Origin of the sequence: Citrobacter sp. Cpo090, assembly GCF_030332665.1 — a bacterium.
GTDB classification, from domain to species: Bacteria; Pseudomonadota; Gammaproteobacteria; order Enterobacterales; family Enterobacteriaceae; genus Citrobacter; species Citrobacter portucalensis.
On the sequence record NZ_JAOWHK010000035.1, the window covers coordinates 168,164 to 187,522 of the forward strand.

The 19,359-nt window shown below is 53.6% G+C and carries 14 protein-coding genes; 4 read left to right on the forward strand and 10 right to left on the reverse strand.

The annotated features are described in order from the left end of the window. Positions 1-249: 249 nt before the first annotated feature. Positions 250-1,026: a transcriptional regulator ExuR gene (gene exuR / locus OGY83_RS18985; protein WP_003828559.1), complete on the reverse strand. Its 777-nt coding sequence runs from the start codon at positions 1,024-1,026 to the stop codon at positions 250-252. Between the two features lie 134 nt (positions 1,027-1,160). Then, positions 1,161-2,462, reverse strand: a complete 1,302-nt coding sequence (locus OGY83_RS18990) for an MFS transporter (protein WP_123267851.1) — start codon at positions 2,460-2,462, stop codon at positions 1,161-1,163. Positions 2,463-2,933: 471 nt separating this feature from the next. Between OGY83_RS18990 and uxaC the strand changes: the two genes are divergently transcribed. From uxaC to OGY83_RS19005, 3 genes are all read left to right on the forward strand, one after another. Beyond that, complete coding sequence (gene uxaC, locus OGY83_RS18995; RefSeq protein WP_043017737.1) at positions 2,934-4,346, forward strand: glucuronate isomerase; 1,413 nt, start codon at positions 2,934-2,936, stop codon at positions 4,344-4,346. A 15-nt stretch (positions 4,347-4,361) separates the two neighbouring features. Beyond that, on the forward strand, positions 4,362-5,849 hold the full coding sequence (locus OGY83_RS19000) for a UxaA family hydrolase (RefSeq protein WP_079938303.1): 1,488 nt from the start codon (positions 4,362-4,364) through the stop codon (positions 5,847-5,849). 138 nt (positions 5,850-5,987) lie between these two features. Beyond that, positions 5,988-6,542 carry a YgjV family protein gene (locus OGY83_RS19005; protein ID WP_123267852.1) on the forward strand — a complete coding sequence of 185 codons (555 nt, stop codon included), beginning with the start codon at positions 5,988-5,990 and terminating at the stop codon, positions 6,540-6,542. Positions 6,543-6,558: 16 nt separating this feature from the next. Here OGY83_RS19005 and sstT read toward each other — a convergent pair whose 3' ends face one another. From sstT to OGY83_RS19025, 4 genes are all read right to left on the reverse strand, one after another. Further along, positions 6,559-7,803 carry a serine/threonine transporter SstT gene (gene sstT, locus OGY83_RS19010; protein WP_079938305.1) on the reverse strand — a complete coding sequence of 415 codons (1,245 nt, stop codon included), beginning with the start codon at positions 7,801-7,803 and terminating at the stop codon, positions 6,559-6,561. 242 nt (positions 7,804-8,045) lie between these two features. After that, positions 8,046-9,014, reverse strand: coding sequence for a TerC family protein (locus OGY83_RS19015; protein ID WP_048216385.1), 969 nt, complete (start codon positions 9,012-9,014; stop codon positions 8,046-8,048). A gap of 271 nt (positions 9,015-9,285) precedes the next feature. Further along, complete coding sequence (locus OGY83_RS19020) at positions 9,286-10,284, reverse strand: Gfo/Idh/MocA family protein (RefSeq protein ID WP_286636634.1); 999 nt, start codon at positions 10,282-10,284, stop codon at positions 9,286-9,288. Positions 10,285-10,356: 72 nt separating this feature from the next. Continuing rightward, on the reverse strand, positions 10,357-10,857 hold the full coding sequence (locus OGY83_RS19025) for a M48 metallopeptidase family protein (RefSeq protein WP_286636636.1): 501 nt from the start codon (positions 10,855-10,857) through the stop codon (positions 10,357-10,359). A gap of 82 nt (positions 10,858-10,939) precedes the next feature. On the opposite strand from OGY83_RS19025, the gene rlmG reads away from it, so the two are divergent. Then, positions 10,940-12,076, forward strand: a complete 1,137-nt coding sequence (rlmG, locus tag OGY83_RS19030; protein WP_079938307.1) for a 23S rRNA (guanine(1835)-N(2))-methyltransferase RlmG — start codon at positions 10,940-10,942, stop codon at positions 12,074-12,076. Positions 12,077-12,130: 54 nt separating this feature from the next. On the opposite strand, the gene OGY83_RS19035 is transcribed toward rlmG, so the two are convergent. From OGY83_RS19035 to OGY83_RS19050, 4 genes are all read right to left on the reverse strand, one after another. Then, positions 12,131-14,149: an NADPH-dependent 2,4-dienoyl-CoA reductase gene (locus OGY83_RS19035; RefSeq protein WP_286636637.1), complete on the reverse strand. Its 2,019-nt coding sequence runs from the start codon at positions 14,147-14,149 to the stop codon at positions 12,131-12,133. Positions 14,150-14,379: 230 nt separating this feature from the next. Then, positions 14,380-16,731, reverse strand: coding sequence for an alpha-glucosidase (ygjK, locus tag OGY83_RS19040; protein ID WP_286636638.1), 2,352 nt, complete (start codon positions 16,729-16,731; stop codon positions 14,380-14,382). Between the two features lie 16 nt (positions 16,732-16,747). Next, on the reverse strand, positions 16,748-17,809 hold the full coding sequence (ygjJ, locus tag OGY83_RS19045; RefSeq protein ID WP_191234646.1) for a protein YgjJ: 1,062 nt from the start codon (positions 17,807-17,809) through the stop codon (positions 16,748-16,750). A gap of 82 nt (positions 17,810-17,891) precedes the next feature. Continuing rightward, complete coding sequence (locus tag OGY83_RS19050) at positions 17,892-19,325, reverse strand: amino acid permease (protein ID WP_079939777.1); 1,434 nt, start codon at positions 19,323-19,325, stop codon at positions 17,892-17,894. Positions 19,326-19,359 lie beyond the last annotated feature (34 nt).

Sequence of the window (19,359 nt, forward strand, 5' to 3'; positions counted from 1 at the left end):
AAACTCACGGCCTGAACTATTCCCTGTAAAGTTGTGAAGTTAGCAAGCTCTTAAACACAAAAATTCAAACAGCATCTAATTGTAACAAAGGTCAACGTAGTCCGTTATAGAAATTACGGTTGTTGAACTGTGATTTTGCTTATCGCAATGGAGGGAGGCGAGAGGATTTACACAGGCTGACACTTTATACCTAACGCTTACCAAGTGTCAGAAACAGGCGCGTGGTCGCGCCTGCATTGATAAGATTGTTTATTTTGCGCTGTTAGCCGCTGTATCGAGGTGAACGACCGGATTTTCGGTAAATAGATAACGGTCCGCGTTGAACTCAAAATCATCGCTGGTTTCGTTAAACAGCATCTGCTTCGTGTTCTCAAGATGCTGCCACATCGCCAGTTTGGCGGCATGAGGATCTTTGCGAATCAGCGCCCGCAGGATCTGGTCATGGTCATCACACCAGTTATCAACCGTGCGCAGATCGATGTGGTCGTGTAATTTCTTCCAGTAGGGGTTGTGAATACGCTGAGTCCACATTTTTTCAACAATCGCGGCCAGAGCAGAGTTCTGCGTTGCCAGGGCGACCTGCACATGGAACTGGAGATCCCACTCGGAGTCACGAAAGCTTTTTTCGTTACGTGATTTCTCCTGAATCTCCATCAGCTTCATGATGTCCTGTTTGGTCACCTGGGTGGCGGCAAACTCGGCAATGTTACTCTCAATGAGCTGACGCGCCTGGAGCAGTTCGAAAGGACCGTAGCTGGCGAACTCCAGGTTTTCATCTGGCGCGACATAGTGCCTGGGTTGGTTGGAAATGACGTGGATCCCCGATCCTTTGCGCACCTCAACGTAACCCTCAACCTCGAGCATGATAATTGCTTCACGAACCACGGTACGGCTGACATTTTTTTCATCGGCGATAAAGCGCTCGGCGGGGAGTTTATCACCCACCAGATAGACGCCCTGCTCAATGCGTTCTTTCAGATCAGCAGCAAGTTGTTGGTACAAACGTCGTGGTTCGGTGATTTCCATATGCGCTCCAGGCATGATACGGCAGACTATATTTGTTATACCACTTTTGCGATTACGGCTCCACTTGCGGCGATAAAAAAGCCGCCAGATAACTGGCGGCTTCGCATTATATACCCTTGTTATGTTGCATCGGGCTAATTTTGCGGAGCGGGATCGCCAGTCTGTGATCCCGAATCGACCTCGCTGGCCGATTTGTTCTGCAATACCGTCCAGATAACGAGTGCGCCGAGCAGGTCGAATACCGCCAGTACGGCGAACAGCGGGCTAAAGCCGATGGTGTCAGCCAGTGCGCCAACAACCAGTGCAAACAGCGTACTTGCAAGCCAGGCGGACATACCGGTCAGGCCGTTTGCCGTTGCCACTTCATTACGACCAAATACGTCAGAAGAGAGCGTAATCAACGCACCGGACAGCGCCTGGTGAGCAAAGCCGCCAACGCACAGCAGGGCGATAGCAATGTACGGGCTGGTGAACAGGCCAATCATCCCTGGGCCAATCATCAGCAATGCACCCATGGTGACGACCATTTTGCGTGAAACGATCAGGTTGACGCCGAACCAGCGCTGGAACAGCGGCGGTAAGTAGCCCCCAACGATACAGCCCAGGTCAGCAAACAGCATCGGCATCCACGCAAACATCGCAATCTCTTTCAGGTTAAAGCCGTAGACTTTAAACATGAACAGCGGGATCCAGGCGTTGAAGGTACCCCAGGCCGGCTCAGCCAGGAAACGCGGCAGCGCGATGCCCCAGAACTGGCGGTTACGCAGGATCTGACCGAGCGACATTTTCTTCGCGGTCGCGTTTTTATGCTGTGATTCCTGACCATTCAGAATGTAATCACGTTCTTCATCAGACAGTTTTTTCTGGTCGCGCGGGTGTTTGTAGAACACAAGCCAGCACATCGCCCAGATGAAGCTCAGCGCACCGGAAATAATGAATGCCATCTGCCAGCTGTGCATGACGATGGCCCAGACCACCAGCGGAGGAGCAATCATCGCACCGATAGAAGAACCGACGTTAAAGTACCCTACGGCAATTGAACGTTCTTTTGCCGGGAACCACTCAGAGCTGGCTTTCAGACCCGCAGGGATCATCGCGGCTTCAGCGGCACCTACCGCGCCACGCGCCAGCGCCAGCCCACCCCAACTGCCTGCCAGTGCGGTTGCGCCACAGAAGACGGCCCACAGAACGGCGAACATCGCGTAACCAACTTTTGTGCCGAGCACATCGAGCACGTAACCGGCAACGGGTTGCATTACGGTGTAAGCAGCAGAATACGCTGCGATGATATAGGAATACTGTTGAGTGGAGATGTGTAACTCTTCCATCAGAGTTGGCGCAGCTGCCGCCACAGTGTTACGTGTCAGGTAACCCAGCACGGTGCCAAGCGTCACCAGTGCAATCATGTACCAACGTAACCCTTTAATTTTACGCATGTAAAACCTCATCGTTTTGTTATGTCCGCGAACGAGCGGTCATCTTCCAGTTCAGGGCGGAGGATGTTCTTTTACGAAGGGGGACCGAAAAAAAGCCGGTACTCCCCGAACTTTGCCATGTCAATAATTGTGCTAATTCGGTTTCCGTACCGGTCAATCCGATGGTTATACATCGGTAATTTGCATTCCGTCGGCTTATGTATCGCGACGGCCAAAAGATAACTTGTCATACAACTTTAAAAGGTGAGTGCCATCACAAAAGTGTGAATCTTCGTGTGGTCATTATTTCGATTCAGCAAAGCCAGCACTGGCGCGGCTTGACGCCTGATTTACCTCTTTGAGAGTAATTTTTTTGTCACCATTTGTTGATCTAACTCACGAAAATATCTTCAGTGTATGGAAATTGGTGTGATAACTTTGTCAACATCAAAACATAAGCAATCTGACGCACTCGTTGAGAGGAAGACGATAATGACCCCGTTTATGACTGAAGATTTCCTGCTGGACACCGAATTTGCCCGCCGTCTGTACCATGATTACGCCAAAGACCAGCCGATCTTCGATTACCACTGCCATTTACCACCGCAACAAATCGCTGAAAACTACCGTTTTAATAACTTGTATGACATCTGGCTCAAGGGTGATCACTACAAATGGCGTGCGATGCGTACCAACGGCGTCGCTGAGCGCTTGTGTACCGGCGATGCGTCCGATCGCGAGAAGTTTGACGCATGGGCAGCCACGGTTCCGCACACTATCGGTAACCCGCTGTACCACTGGACCCACCTCGAATTACGTCGTCCGTTTGGTATTACAGGTAAGCTGCTGTCTCCGGCAACGGCTGACGAAATCTGGAACCAATGCAACGAGCTGCTGGCGCAGGATAAGTTCTCCGCACGCGGCATCATGCAGCAGATGAATGTGAAAATGGTTGGCACTACCGATGATCCGATCGACTCTCTGGAACACCATGCGGCCGTTGCTAAAGACGGCAGCTTTGATGTGAAAGTGCTGCCGAGCTGGCGTCCGGATAAAGCCTTTAACATTGAGCTGGCGACCTTTAATGACTATATGGCGAAGTTGGGCGAAGTGTCCGATACCGACATTCGTCGTTTTGCAGACCTGCAGACCGCGCTGACCAAACGTCTGGATCACTTCGCGGCTCACGGCTGCAAAGTCTCTGACCACGCGCTGGACGTGGTGCTGTTTGCCGAATCTAACGAATCTGAACTGGATAGCATTCTGGCGCGTCGCCTGGCGGGTGAAACCCTGAGCGAGCATGAAGTTGCCCAGTTTAAAACCGCCGTGCTGGTGTTCCTTGGTGCGGAATATGCTCGTCGCGAATGGGTACAGCAGTACCACATCGGCGCGCTGCGTAATAACAACTTGCGCCAGTTCAAACTGTTGGGTGCGGATGTCGGTTTCGACTCCATCAATGACCGTCCGATGGCCGAAGAACTGTCCAAACTGCTGAGCAAGCAGAACGAACAGAACCTGCTGCCGAAAACCATTCTGTACTGCCTGAACCCGCGTGATAACGAAGTGCTGGGCACCATGATCGGTAACTTCCAGGGCGAAGGCATGCCGGGCAAGATGCAGTTCGGGTCCGGCTGGTGGTTCAACGATCAGAAAGACGGGATGGAACGTCAGATGACGCAGCTGGCCCAGCTCGGTTTGCTGAGCCGCTTCGTCGGCATGCTGACCGATAGCCGCAGCTTCCTGTCATACACGCGCCATGAATACTTCCGCCGCATTCTGTGCCAGATGATTGGCCGTTGGGTTGCTGCAGGTGAAGCACCGGCAGATATCCAGTTGCTGGGTGAAATGGTCAGAAATATTTGCTTTAACAATGCGCGTGATTACTTCGCCATTGAACTGAACTAAGGCCCGGGTGAAGGTATGCAATACATTAAGATCCATGCGCTGGATAACGTCGCGGTAGCGCTTGCTGATTTGGCTGAAGGAACCGAAGTCACCGTTGATGGGCAGGCGGTAACCCTGCGTCAGGCGGTCTCTCGTGGCCATAAATTTGCTTTACGCGATATTGCGAAAGGCGAAAACGTCATTAAATACGGTTTGCCAATTGGCCATACGCTGGTGGACGTTGCGGCGGGTGAGCATATTCATGCTCACAACACGCGCACCAATCTGAGCGACCTGGACACGTATAGCTACCAACCTGATTTTCAGGCGGAAGTTGCACAACCGGCGGATCGCGATGTGCAGATCTACCGTCGTGCCAACGGTGACGTCGGCGTGCGCAACGAACTGTGGATCCTGCCGACGGTAGGCTGCGTTAACGCCATGGCGCGCCAGATGCAGAACCGTTTCCTGAAAGAGACTAACGACGCCGAAGGAATCGACGGCGTGCATCTCTTCAGCCACACCTACGGCTGTTCACAGCTCGGCGACGACCACATTAACACCCGCACCATGCTGCAAAACATGGTGCGTCACCCGAATGCGGGGGCGGTGCTGGTGGTCGGCCTTGGTTGTGAAAACAACCAGGTTGATGCCTTCCGCGAAACCTTAGGCGAGTACGATCCTGAGCGCGTTCACTTCATGGTCTGCCAACATCAGGAAGACGAAGTGGAAGCGGGGATTGAACATCTTCACCAGTTGTACAACGTGATGCGTAACGATAAGCGTGAGCCGGGTAAACTGGGTGAGCTGAAGTTTGGTCTGGAATGCGGCGGCTCTGACGGCCTGTCCGGTATTACCGCCAACCCGATGCTGGGGCGTTTTTCTGACTACGTGATTGCCAACGGCGGCACCACCGTACTGACCGAAGTACCGGAAATGTTCGGCGCCGAGCAGCTGCTGATGGACCACTGCCGCGATGAAGAAACGTTCGGCAAGCTGGTCACCATGGTCAATGACTTCAAGCAGTACTTCATTGCCCACGACCAGCCGATCTACGAGAACCCATCGCCGGGCAACAAAGCGGGCGGTATCACCACGCTGGAAGATAAATCTCTGGGCTGCACGCAAAAAGCGGGCTCCAGCCAGGTGGTGGACGTACTGCGCTACGGTGAACGCCTGAAAACACACGGTCTGAACCTGCTGAGCGCGCCGGGTAACGATGCGGTGGCGACCAGTGCCCTAGCGGGCGCGGGCTGCCATATGGTGCTGTTCAGTACCGGTCGTGGTACGCCGTACGGTGGTTTTGTACCGACGGTGAAAATTGCCACCAACAGCGAGCTGGCAGCGAAGAAAAAGCACTGGATCGACTTTGACGCTGGACAGCTAATTCATGGTAAAGCGATGCCTCAACTGCTGAGCGAGTTTGTCGATACGATCGTTGAGTTCGCCAACGGCAAGCAAACCTGCAATGAGCGGAATGATTTTAGAGAGTTAGCGATATTTAAAAGCGGCGTAACGTTGTAGTAAATACCTGATGGTGCCTGCATACAGGTCTGCGCAAACCGTAGGCCTGATAAGCACAGCGCCATCAGGCACAAACCGTTGCCGGATGGCGGCGAACTCGCCTTATCCGGCCTACGAGATAGAATTGGGGTTGCTTGCATGACCGCGTATTGGCTGGCCCAGGGCGTAGGTGTCATCGCCTTTCTGATCGGTATTACCACCTTTTTTAATCGCGATGAGCGCCGCTTCCGGCTGCAACTCGCTGTCTATAGCGCCACCATTGGGGTGCATTTTTTCCTGATGGGCGCCTGGCCTGCGGGAATGAGCGCCGAGCTTAATACCATCCGCACACTCGTCTCGATGCATACCCGCAAACTGTGGGTGATGGCCGTTTTTATTATCCTCACCCTGGTTCTCGGACTGGCGAAATTACAGCATGCGATGGAGCTGTTGCCGATAGTCGGCACGCTGGCCAGCACCTGGGCGCTGTTCCGCTGCCAGGGATTAACCGTACGCTGCGTAATGTGGTGTGCAACCGCCTGTTGGGTTATCCATAATTTCTGGCTGGGATCGATTGGCGGGACGATGATCGAAGGGAGTTTTCTGGTGATGAACGGCCTGAATATTATTCGCTTCCGGCGGATGCAAAAACGCGGAATTGATCCGTTCAAAATTGAAAAAAGCGTACAAGAAAAGAACCCCTCCGCCCGATGACGGAGGGGAACAGCGATTAGCCGCGCAGGGCGCTATTTGCCAGACGCTCGTCTTCAGCCTGGCAGGCCGCAGCGGTAAACAGGACGTCTGTAGAAGAGTTCAGCGCCGTTTCACAGGAATCCTGCAATACGCCGATGATAAAGCCAACGGCTACCACCTGCATGGCGATATCATTCGGGATACCGAACATATTACATGCCAACGGGATCAGCAGCAGAGAACCGCCCGCCACGCCCGATGCACCGCAGGCACACAGCGAAGCCACCACGCTCAGTAACAGCGCCGTTGGTAAATCAACCGGAATACCCAGTGTATTCACCGCCGCCAGCGTCAGTACGGTAATGGTGATCGCCGCGCCAGCCATATTGATGGTGGCGCCCAGCGGGATAGACACCGAATAGGTATCACGATCCAGATTCAGCTTCTCACACAGCGCCATGTTCACCGGAATGTTTGCTGCGGAACTGCGGGTAAAGAAGGCATACACGCCACTTTCACGCAGACAGGCCAGTACCAGCGGATACGGGTTACGGCGAATTTTCCAGAAGACCAGCAGCGGGTTGACCACAAACGCCACCAGCAGCATACAGCCTACCAGAACGGTGAGCAGTTGGGCGTAGCCCCAGAGCGTAGCAAAACCGGTGGTTGCCAGCGTAGAGGAGACCAGACCAAAGATACCGATTGGCGCGAAACGAATGACCAGCTTCACCATAAAGGTGACGGCGTTGGACATATCATTGACCAGATTTTTGGTCGTTTCATTGCCGTGGCGCAGCGCAAAGCCCAGACCGACGGCCCATACCAGAATGCCGATATAGTTGGCGTTCAGCAGGGCATCAATTGGGTTAGAAACCATGCTCATCAGCAGGCTACGCATCACTTCAACAATGCCGGATGGCGGCACAATATCGCTGGCGCTGCTGGAAAGATGCAGCGTGGATGGGAAGGCGAAGCTGAAGACAACGGCCGCTAACGCTGCGGAAAATGTTCCGAGCAGGTAGAGGAACAGAATGGGGCGGATATTGGTTTTTTGCCCGTGCTGGTGGTTGGCGATAGAAGCCATTACCAGCATCAGAACCAAAATTGGCGCGACGGCTTTTAATGCGCCGACGAACAGCGTACCCAGCAAACCAACGGCCTCTGCCGCAGGTTTTGACACCAGTGCCAGTAAAATCCCCAGTACCAAACCGATCAAAATTTGTTTAACCAGGCTCCCTTGCGCCAAACGCGAGAATAGCCCCGATGAACGTTGCGTAGTCATGTCGTGATCCTTTCATTGTGTTGTTGCCTTACCTTTGTGCGTTCTGTTGACGCATCTTTCTGGATGGGGCAAATGTTTGCATGGCTGAGTATAAGGAAAGAACGGGGTTCTGGAAGCGAAATATCCCGGATTCCGCGTTGAGATCATATTTTATAACTTTAACTTAACATTATTTTGACATGATAAACAAAAAGCCCGACGCACGCAGTGTGCTGTCGGGCTTTTCAGCTAGCAGATGAAACTTACTGTATTTGCTGCTTTTTATCGTGCTGGTGGTTGACCCACGCGTTAACAACCAGCGTCACAAACAGAATGCCAAATACCACGCCTAACGAGATAGCGATCGGGATATGGTAGAAATCGACGATCAGCATCTTAATACCGATAAACACCAGAATGACCGACAAGCCGTACTTCAGCATGGAGAAACGCTCCGCCACGCCCGCCAGCAGGAAGTACATCGCTCGCAGACCCAAAATAGCAAACAGGTTCGAGGTCAGCACGATGAACGGGTCGGTGGTCACGGCAAAGATAGCCGGAATACTATCGACGGCAAAAATGACATCGCTCAGTTCAACCAGAATCAACACCAGCATCAGCGGCGTGACAAACAGCAGGCCATTTTTACGCACGAAGAACTTTTCATCTTCGATGGTATCGGTCATGCGCAAATGGCCGCGCAACCAGCGCACCAGCGGCCTGTCGCCGATACCGGAGGCATCTTCTTTCGCCAGTGCCATCTTCACGCCGGTAAACAACAGGAACGCGCCGAACACGTACAACAGCCACTCAAACTGGGTGATAAGCCAGCTGCCGGCGAAGATCATGATCGTACGCAGAACAATGGCACCCAGCACGCCATACACCAGTACCCGACGCTGCAACGCAGGCGGCACGGAGAAGTAGCTGAACAGCATCAACCAGACAAAGACGTTATCTACCGCCAGTGATTTTTCGATCAAATAGCCGGTCAGGAACGCCAGCGCCTGCGGATCGGCAACGGCGCGGCCCTGGGTTTCTGCCAGGTACCACCAGAAGGCGGCGTTAAACAGTAACGACAGCGTTACCCAGACGATTGACCAGGCCGCAGCCTGCTTCATTGACATCGTATGCGCGCCACGACGACCCTGCAACAGCAGGTCGATGGCCAGCATAATTACCACTACGACAGCGAAGCCACCCCATAACAACGGTGTGCCGACAGTATTCATTGTATTTCCCCATGCATAAAAAAAACGGCCAACGCCGAATGACGTTAGCCGCTGCTTTTTATGCATAGACCTTGCCATTCGGCAAGGTCTCACTTACAACAACAAAGGAATACGGTGGCGTATTCCTTTGTTATCGCCCGGTGACCGGATGTGGTTTTTCACACATCGTAATGACGATCAACCGACAACGAAGTTACTCCCCTTTGCGGGTTACAAAATATTACAGGCCATGCATTCAGTCAATGGCCTGCAACATTCGTTTTACACACCTTTACGCAGTCAGCGATGTTTCCGCTTCGTCTGCCGGGAAAACCACGCCGGTCTGGCGGCGAATCTCCGTTTGCAGTTTGGCGGTGATACGGCTGACGGCCTGTGCCGGGTGATCCACTTCGCCGGATTCAACCAAATGAGCAAAAGCCTCTGCCTCATACAGCATAGTATTGATGTGCTGAGGCGTCGTCAGATCCTGCGTTTTCCCTCCACGTGGAACGAAGCACACTTTCTGACACTCGGAGATATGCTCGATGACCAGCGATCCCGACTCGCCCTGAATTTCACTGGCTAATACCGAATCGCTTACTTTTGAGTGCTGGAGCGTAACGCTGAAATCACCATAATTCAGCACCACCACGCCGTGGGCATCCACACCGCTTTCCAGCAGGCTGGCGCTGGCCTGAACGCTCTGCGGTTCGCCCCACAGCGCAACCGCCGAGGCCAGGCAGTAAAAACCGATATCCATAATCGAGCCATTGGAGAACGCCGGATTAAACGTGTTTGGGTTTTCACCGTCCAGATAGCGCTGATAGCGCGAGGAGTACTGGCAGTAATTGATAAACGCTTTCCTGATTTTTCCAACTTTTGGGAGCGATTGCTGTAACAGCAGGAAGTTAGGCAGGTAGGCGGTTTTAAACGCTTCAAACAGCACGACCTGATTTTCACGCGCGCAGGTGATAGCGGCTTCAGCTTGCGCCAGGTTTGAGGCCAACGGCTTTTCGCAAATAACATGCTTTTTGTGCCGCAAAAACAGCTCAGTCTGCGGGAAATGCAAAGAGTTTGGACTGGCGATGTAGACGGCGTCGATCGCCTCGCTTTGTGCCATCGCGTCCAGTGAGGTAAACAGATGTTCGACAGGGTAATCGTTGGCGAAGGTCTGCGCCTGCTCAAGGCTACGGGAATAGACTGCGGTTAACTTATATTTGCCGGTTTCATGGGCGGCATCGACAAACTGGCGGGTGATCCAGTTTGTGCCAATTACTGCGAAACGTATCATAAAGGCCTTCAGGCTGCGAAAAGGGATTCTTTCGTCAATTTAGCATGCCCTGAAGACAAAGCCAGTGCGCGACTACGCAGTTTGCTTTAACGATTGTTGCGTTAACCACAGGCGGGTATCGAACTCCAGTTGGTGATACTGAGGCTCCATATGGCAGCACAGCTGGTAAAACGCTTTGTCGTGCTCTTTTTCCTTCAGATGCGCCAGTTCATGAACGACGATCATACGCAAAAAGGGTTCGGGGGCATTGCGAAACACGGTGGCGACGCGGATCTCCGCTTTGGCTTTGAGCTTACCGCCCTGCACGCGAGAAACGGCGGTATGCAGCCCCAACGCATTCTTCAGAACGTGGATCTTGCTGTCATACATGACTTTATTCAGCGGCGGGGCGTTACGCAGAAACTGATTTTTCAGATCCTGAGTATATTGCCAGAGCGCTTTGTCGGTCGCGAAGTCATGCGTACCCTGATAGCGCTTCTCCAGCACTGCGCCCAGGCGCTGCTCAGCAATCAGCGTTCTCACTTGAGAAAGCAAATGTTCCGGGTAGCCCTGGAGGTAAGTTAGTTGGTTCATTCATGTCCACGCAAATCATAAAAGTGTATACTCACGCACCCTTTTCAGGGATACGCCGAAATTTTACCATTCAGGAGGGCCGATGAGCCACATAGACAACGGTTTCCGTTCGCTGTCACTTAAACGTTTCCCGGAAACGGATGACGTTAACCCGCTGCTGGCGTGGGAAGCTGCAGATGAATATCTGCTGCAACAGCTGGACGATACCGAGATTAGCGGCCCGGTGCTGATCCTGAATGATACCTTCGGCGCGCTGGGCTGTGCGCTGGCGGAACATACGCCGTACAGCATTGGCGACTCCTATCTCAGCGAGCTTGCCACGCGCGAGAACCTGCGTCACAACGACATTGCCGAGTCGAGCGTCAAGTTCCTCGACAGTACCGCTGATTATCCGCAGGCGCCGGGCGTGGTGCTGATTAAGCTGCCAAAAACCATGGCGCTGCTGGAGCAGCAACTGCGCGCCCTGCGCGAAGTGGTAACGCCAGAAACGCGCATCATCGCCGGGGCAAAAGCGCGTGATGTACATACCTCGACGCTGGAACTGTTTGAAAAAGTGCTGGGTTCAACCACCACGACGCTGGCGTGGAAAAAAGCCCGTTTGATCAACTGTACGTTCAGCAAACCTGAGCTGGCCGCTGCCTCACAAACGCTAAGCTGGAAGCTGGAAGGTACCGACTGGACTATTCATAACCACGCCAACGTCTTCTCCCGTACCGGGCTGGATATCGGCGCGCGCTTTTTTATCGAGCATCTGCCGGAAAACCTCGAAGGGGAGATTGTTGACCTCGGCTGCGGTAACGGTGTTATCGGTATGACGCTGCTGGCGAAGAACCCGGAAGCCAGCGTGGTATTTGTTGATGAATCGCCGATGGCGGTGGCTTCAAGCCGTTTGAACGTGGAAAGCAACATGCCTGAAGCGTTGGATCGCTGCGAGTTTATGATTAACAACGCGCTGTCTGGCGTCGAACCTTTCCGCTTTAACGCCGTGCTGTGCAACCCACCGTTCCATCAGAAGCATGCGCTGACGGATAACATTGCCTGGGAAATGTTCCACCACGCCCGCCGCTGCCTGAAAATCAACGGCGAGTTGTACATTGTGGCTAACCGTCACCTCGACTACTTCCACAAACTGAAGAAGATTTTCGGCAACTGCGAAACCATCGCTACCAATAATAAATTCGTGGTGCTAAAAGCGGTCAAAACCGGTCGCCGCCGCTAATTGCGTGTGCCGGATGGCGGCTAACGCCTTATCCGGCACACGAAAAACATGACGTTATATTTCCAGCGCCAGTCGGGTGCCCTGCGCAATAGCGCGTCGGGCATCCAGTTCCATCGCCACATCGCAGCCGCCGATCAGATGCACCGTTTTACCTGCCGCGTGCAGCGGATCGACCAGTTCACGGCGCGGCTCTTGTCCGGCGCAAATCACCACGTTATCCACGTTAAAGATCACCGGTTCGCCGTTCAACACAACGTGTAACCCATCATCATCAATCTTCTGATAGCTGACTGCCGGGATCATTTTCACGCCGCGTGAGAGCAGGGTGGCGCGATGGATCCAGCCCGTCGTTTTACCTAAACCTTGTCCCGGTTTGCTGGCTTTGCGCTGCAGCATCACTATCTGGCGCGGGCTGCGGGATAAGTGCGGACCTTCCGGGCGTAAGCCGCCGGGCTGTTGCAGGCTGGTGTCGATCCCCCATTCTACGCAGAACTCCGCAATGTTCTGGCTGGTGGGGTCACCGGGCTGACTCAGATACATTGCAGTATCAAAACCGATCCCGCCGCAGCCCACGATCGCCACGCGTTTACCCACCGGCGTTTTATCGCGCAGAACGTCGAGATAGCTCAGCACTTTAGGATGATCGATCCCCTCGATCGGCGGCATGCGTGGCTCGATCCCGCTGGCAAGGATCACTTCGTCGAAGGTGTGCAGATCGTGTGCGCTGACAAAGTGATTCAGCTTCAGCGTCACGCCAGTCACGTCGATCATCCGGCGGTAGTAGCGCAGGGTTTCATAGAATTCTTCTTTGCCGGGGATCTGTTTGGCGATATTAAACTGCCCGCCAATCTCGCCATGTGCGTCAAACAGCGTCACGTGATGCCCGCGCGCTGCGGCATTTATGGCGAAGGCGAGGCCCGCAGGACCCGCGCCAACAACCGCCAGATTTTTCGGCACAGCTGCCGCAACGATCGGCATTTTGGTTTCATGGCAGGCGCGCGGATTGACCAGGCAAGAGGTGACTTTGCCGACGAAGATCTGATCCAGACAGGCCTGGTTACAGCCGATACAGGTATTGATCTCATCCGCTCGTCCGCTTTGCGCTTTTGACAGCAGTTCGGCATCGGCGAGGAACGGTCGGGCCATTGACACCATATCGGCATCCCCACGGGCCAGAATGTCGTCGGCGACCTGGGGATCGTTAATGCGGTTGGTGGTGACCAGTGGGATTGTCACATGCCCTTTCAGCTTACGCGTCACCCAACTAAACGCGCCGCGGGGTACCGGGGTAGCGATAGTGGGAATACGCGCCTCATGCCAGCCAATACCGGTGTTAATAATGGTGGCCCCGGCGGCTTCTATCGCCTGCGCCAGTTGGATGGTTTCGTCGAAGGTTCCGCCGTTTTCCACCAGATCGAGCATAGACAGGCGAAAGATAATAATAAAGTCATTCCCGGCACGCTGGCGTACCGCTCGCACCACCTCAACGGCAAAACGCATGCGGTTGGCATACTCACCGCCCCATTGGTCATCGCGCTGGTTGGTACGCAGCGTCAGGAATTCGTTGATGAGATACCCTTCCGACCCCATCACTTCCACGCCATCGTAGCCCGCTTCCCGCGCCAACTGTGCGCAGTGGGCAAAATCTTCAATCAACTGCAGCACTTCATCGTGTGTTAATTCATGTGGCGTAAAGCGGTTAATGGGGGCCTGAATGGCAGAAGGTGCCACCAGGTGCGGCTGGTAGCTGTAACGTCCGGTGTGCAGGATTTGCAGTGCGATTTTGCCGCCTTCATCATGCACTGCATCGGTAATGACGCGATGGTGTGCAAGCTGGCTGGTGTCATTGAGCATCGCGCCGCCTTCCATCCCTACACCGGAAAGCGCAGGCGCAATGCCTCCGCTCACAATCAAAGCCACACCGTGACGGGCGCGCTCGGCGTAGAACGCGGCCAGCCGTTCTGCACCGTCGGGATATTCCTCCAGCCCGGTATGCATTGAACCCATCAGCACGCGGTTTTTAAGCGTGGTGAAGCCTAAATCGAGCGGAGCGAACAGCGACGGATAGCTCATAAAGGTGTCCAGTATGTAAAATTATTGTTATGTGGTCGGATGAGTTAATAATTTAGCCGTCGCTGCGTAAAAGGGAAAAGGGGAATGCCGTGATTGTGATGGGATTCAAAAAAGGAGTGGGGCCGGAGAATGAATTTGCCGGATATCGGCGCAAGCACCTAATCCGGCCTGTGAAAATGTGTCCTTTGCAGGCCGGATAAGCGAAGCTCCATCCGGCGTTATGTCACAGATTACTGTTTTTTAAGAAAATCGTTATACAGCATATAGAGATGCGCCGCGCTCCAGGAGAAGTTCGGTGCGCCCTGCTGTGCGCCGGTCAATGGGTTATAGTTTTCCTGAATCGGACCGTCAGCGGTGAGGCCTTTGGCGTGGCTGAAGAAGGTATCCGCCAGTTTTAACGCGTCATCGCGATAGCCGTAACGCTCCATCCCTTTTAGTCCGAACCAGAACTGATCCACCCAGACGCGCCCGCGCCAGTATATATCCGCACCAAAGGCCGGGTTGGTCAGCGCCGCCGTACCAAGTGGGACAAAGGTGTTGAACTCTTTAGGGTCGAGCATCACCTTAACCACCGCGTCCGCATGGGACTGCGTTGCCGCGCCGTTAAACAGCGGCGACCAGCCCTCCGGCCCTTTGCCACGTTCGACGATCGGTTTACCCGCACAGCCGTTTGCCAGCGGGGTTTCTTCAATCCTGACGTCATAAAAGAATTGGGTGTCAGGGTCGAACATGCAGGTATTGATGTAATCCGCGAGTTTTTGCGCCAGCTGGCGGTAGCGTTGCGCCTCTTCATGTTTGCCGAGAAGGGGCGCCATCTGCGCCAGATAATGGTTGTCGCTGTACATGTAGCTGGCCTGATCGACTGATTCCTGCAACAGCGAGTAACCCAGCAAATCACCGTCTTTACTGCGGTTTTCGGCAAATTTCACCACCCAGTCGCTGCGTTTACCGCCGCCCGCGACGTATTTATCCAGTTGATCTTTATCGATAAAACCAAAGACTGCCGCATCGTCGCGACCGGACTCCCACGAGGCGGCAACCTGCGCTGGGATCTCCAGGCTGTCATACTGGCCCTTATCGATCACGGTGGCGTAGTTGTTAAGCCCGGAGAGCGTTTCTTCCTTGTCGCCTTTTTTCACCGTAAACAACATTTCGCCGCGGTCGGTATTGTGGGCTTTATCGCGGGTAGCGCCGTATTCCGGCACGCCGTTGCCGTTATGATCGCGGTTACGCAACCACCAGTCGTGATAAGCAACCAGCTTTGGATACATCTCTTCGAGCCAGGCCTTGTCTTTGGTGACGTTGTAGACCTCCATCACCGACCAGGCCGCCAGGCTGGGCTTGGTGTTGCGCTCGTTCCAGTTACCACCGTCGCCGCCGCGTTCCGGGCTGAGATTCCAGGCAATCAGGTCGGGAATGAATCCGGCATCCTGCGGGCGAACCGGGTCGCCGGGTTTAACCTGCCATGAAAAGACGGCGCGAATATTCTCTTTGGCGATCTCCGGGTTAAAGTGCGCCATGGCGAAGGCTTGCTTCCAGGTGTCCCACGGCCAGGTTTGGTTGCCGGAGAACCAGCGGCCGGTGACCGATGGCGTCACGGTATTGTGTTTTACCACACCGCCTGGCGAGCGCCAGTTACCGTTCAGCGTTTCAATCGCTTTTACCGCGACACGGGTTTGTTCCGTTGTGGCATCCGGGTTGGTTAAGCCTTTTTGCAGATAATCTGCCCAGCGCTTTTGTGATGCAGCAAGATACCAGGCCGGGCGCGCCAGAATATCGCGGATCTGTGGCTGCTCTTTCGCGACATCCTCGTCGGTAAGCAGGTGAGAATAAGTAGTATAAATAGTCGTCGAGCCGTTGATATGGGCCTTCCCCGTGAAGCGATGACCGTTAACCGTGGTTTTCATGGAGACGGATTTATGCACCTGATACTCCGACTCACCGGAGGTGAGCAGATCCCAGGTTGAGCGCACTTTGCCAAAGGTGACTTTCAGGCCATTATGAGTGGCGGTGATTTTGCGCTGATAGCCAGGAAATTCGCCATCAATGGTTTTATCCGACAGCGCTTTTCCCTCTTTGGCTTCCAGTTTTTCCAGCAGCTCGCCGTCCCACACCAGATCCAGCGGTGTATTACTGGTGATTTTGGTTTCCAGCAGCGAGGTGCGCGGACTGGCAAAACGCAGCGTCATCTCTATTTGCACATGCTTGGATGACAGCTTTTGCACCAGCGCGCCGGGAATGCTGTAGGCCTCAAGCGCGAAATCGACCTTTTTACCGTGCTGGTACACCGTCAGACGGTCAAAATTATTGGCCATAAAGTTGATGTACTCTTCGGTCAGCAACGCCACGCCTGGAAAACCACCCATCGTTGCAGGGCCGTCCGGGAGCAAATGACCGTGCCAGGCGCCGAGATCGAAAAAGGGATTAAAGCGCTGGTGGTCGTCGTGATCGTAGTCATGCATGTAGCCCGGCGCACCGGTGCGATTAATGATGTTTTTAAAGTCGTTAGCACTGGCGGCATGTGCGGAGAAGTTCATCAGCAGGATGCAGGCCAGCGGCGTAAGAATAGGTTTCATGTTCATGGTATTCCGGTCCTTGTTACCAATAGAAATATTGCATCAGGAAGATTTGGTCGCTCGGGTCGCCGGATGCATTCTGCATATAGAACCGACTGTCGAAGGCGGTAGCGAAACGGCCGCCGCCGTATTCATACCAGATACCAAACTGCATAAAGGAAGTGGTTTCGTCCTCGGCGCGATCTGGTCGGTGTTTGGCGTAGCTATAAGCGGTGGAGAGGTAAACGCCTTTTAGCGCTTCATACATCGCGCTGACCATGTAGCCGGTTTCGGTGCCGGACACATCCAGTCCGTCGGCTCGGCCCGTGTGGTGCCAGGCGCGGGCGGCGAAGTTGGGCGAAAGGATGCCGGTCAGGAACAGTTGTCCGGTACCGTCAGTTATCTCCAGGCCGTTCATCCAGGTTACGCCTTCGGTCAGGTCGTACTGGATATAGCCGTTCATCATGGCCGGATAGGTATATTTATCGTCGTAACGATCGTATTTACCAAAGTGCAGCCAGGCTTTGCTCTCGTCGTGGTGTCCGGCGGGCGTTGCTGTCACGCTGTAGCGCAAAGGACCGGTCAGGTTTTGCACCTTAATGGCGGTCATGATGTCGCGAGTGTTGGGAATGACGTAGCCCAGGTCTGGAGTGAAATCCCCCCACCATTGCAGGTCATCCAGCGAAGAGTCCTGGCGCAGGCTGAGCATCAGTTCCGTTCCGTCATTGGTACGATAACCGCCGTAAAAGCGGTTGATCCCGCCCTCGAACCCGCCCCAGCTATGGTCAGGAACCCAGGCATTGCCCTGATGGTCGGCCTGCACGGTCCAGCCCTCGCCGTAGATCAGACCAAACCACGAGCCGTGTTTTATCTCCAGGCCACCTTCTATATAGGTACCATCACTGTATTTATGTTTGTCTTGTCCTTCTAAATCCATATATCCCCCCATACCCAATTCGCCATAAAAGCGAAATGAGGGGGAAGATATTTCTGGCGTGTTCGTGTCGTCGTGTTCTGCAGGGCGAACTTCTTCTGCACCCAGAGAGGAGACGCAGAAAAAGGGCAGGGCAATAATTGCCCTGCAACAATGGCTAATGTTTTTCATGCTTCGATCCTAAGCAAATAAAATATAATTTTTATCGTTATAGCCTTGGCGAATATTGTTTATTGTTATTTTGTTTTAGTCATTAATTGATATCTGAAGCAGGAGCTGCCTCAATAGCTTTTTCTTCTTTGGTTAGCCCTTTGATGTATTTACTGTATTTCCACCAGGCAAAACCGAGGAAAATCACAATCCCACCGACGTTATAGAAAATAATGGTTATGATGTTACCGCCGGTCGGGAAGGTAGAGGCGATAAATCCGATGGTGAAAAGAACAATCAGCATCGACACCACAACAATGCCGGTTTTTTGCGAACCCATTCGGAAGTCGCGCGGTAAGTGGTCCAGTTTTGCACGCAGATTCAGGTAAGCCAGCATAATAAACAGCGGCGGCAGCATCGAGGCGGCGGCGGTCATGTTGATGATGGTGTTCATTAAATCCTGCACGGTATTGGAGCCGAGCGTCGGGATAATCATCAGCGGGATAACGATCAGGAACTGGATCCATGCTGCACGGGCCGGGACGCCGTTTTCATTCAGTTCGACGGTTTTTTTACCGAAAATACCCGCCGGAATTTCAGAGAAGAAGATCTTCACCGGCGTTGCGGTCCACATCAGCAGGGAGCCGAACATCGCGGTAAAGGAGACCAGGCCGACGAAGCGGTTAACGACCAGCTCCGGCAGGCCAAAATATGCCGCCAGACCGTGGAATACCTGCACCGATCCGCCGGTAAACTTCAGCTCTTTGCTGCTGACGAAGACGTTGATCAGCACCGAGGAAATGGAATAGAGCACGCCGATAAAAATCCCGGCAATGATAATGACCTTCACGAACGATTTGGAGCCGCCCTTGACGTCGTTGACGTACACCGCCACCGACTCCGCGCCGCCTGCTGCCATAAAGATCCAGGTGGTGATACCGAGGAATGCCCAGTTAAAATTCGGGATCATTGCGTCTACGGTGATAGGGTCAGCAGGCTGTACGCCGCCGACCAGCGCTGTACCTGCCAGTAAAATGTAGGACAGCGTCAGCAGCAGCATCAACGTGGAGGTGACCGAGGTAATCGGCCCTAGCATTTTTGCGCCATTGGTCGAAACCCAGGTGGAGAAGGCAAACAGCACCATACTTAACACGGTAGTCGCGAACGGCGTCAGAATGTATTCGTAGCCTAAAAAAGCATATGAGGCGTAGGCAATAACGCGGGGCAAAAGCGAGGTAAAAAAGAACAGGTTAACGAACCAGTAGGTGTAGGCGGTAATAAATGCCCAACGCCCACCCAGCGAACTTTTTACCCATGCGTAGACACCGGCTTCGGAGTTTTTATTCAGCGAAACAAATTCGGCGATGATTAAACAGAACGGAATAAAGTAGAAAATCGTCGCGAGGAAAAACATCGGTGCGGATGCCAGACCAAGCTCAATATTATTGTTGATTACATTATTAAAACTATAAACCGCGGCAAAGGTGAGTGAAAGTAAGCCGAACTTGCCGATGGTATTACGTTTGGTATCAGACATAGCACATCTCCGATTCCTGATTATTATAGGGTAC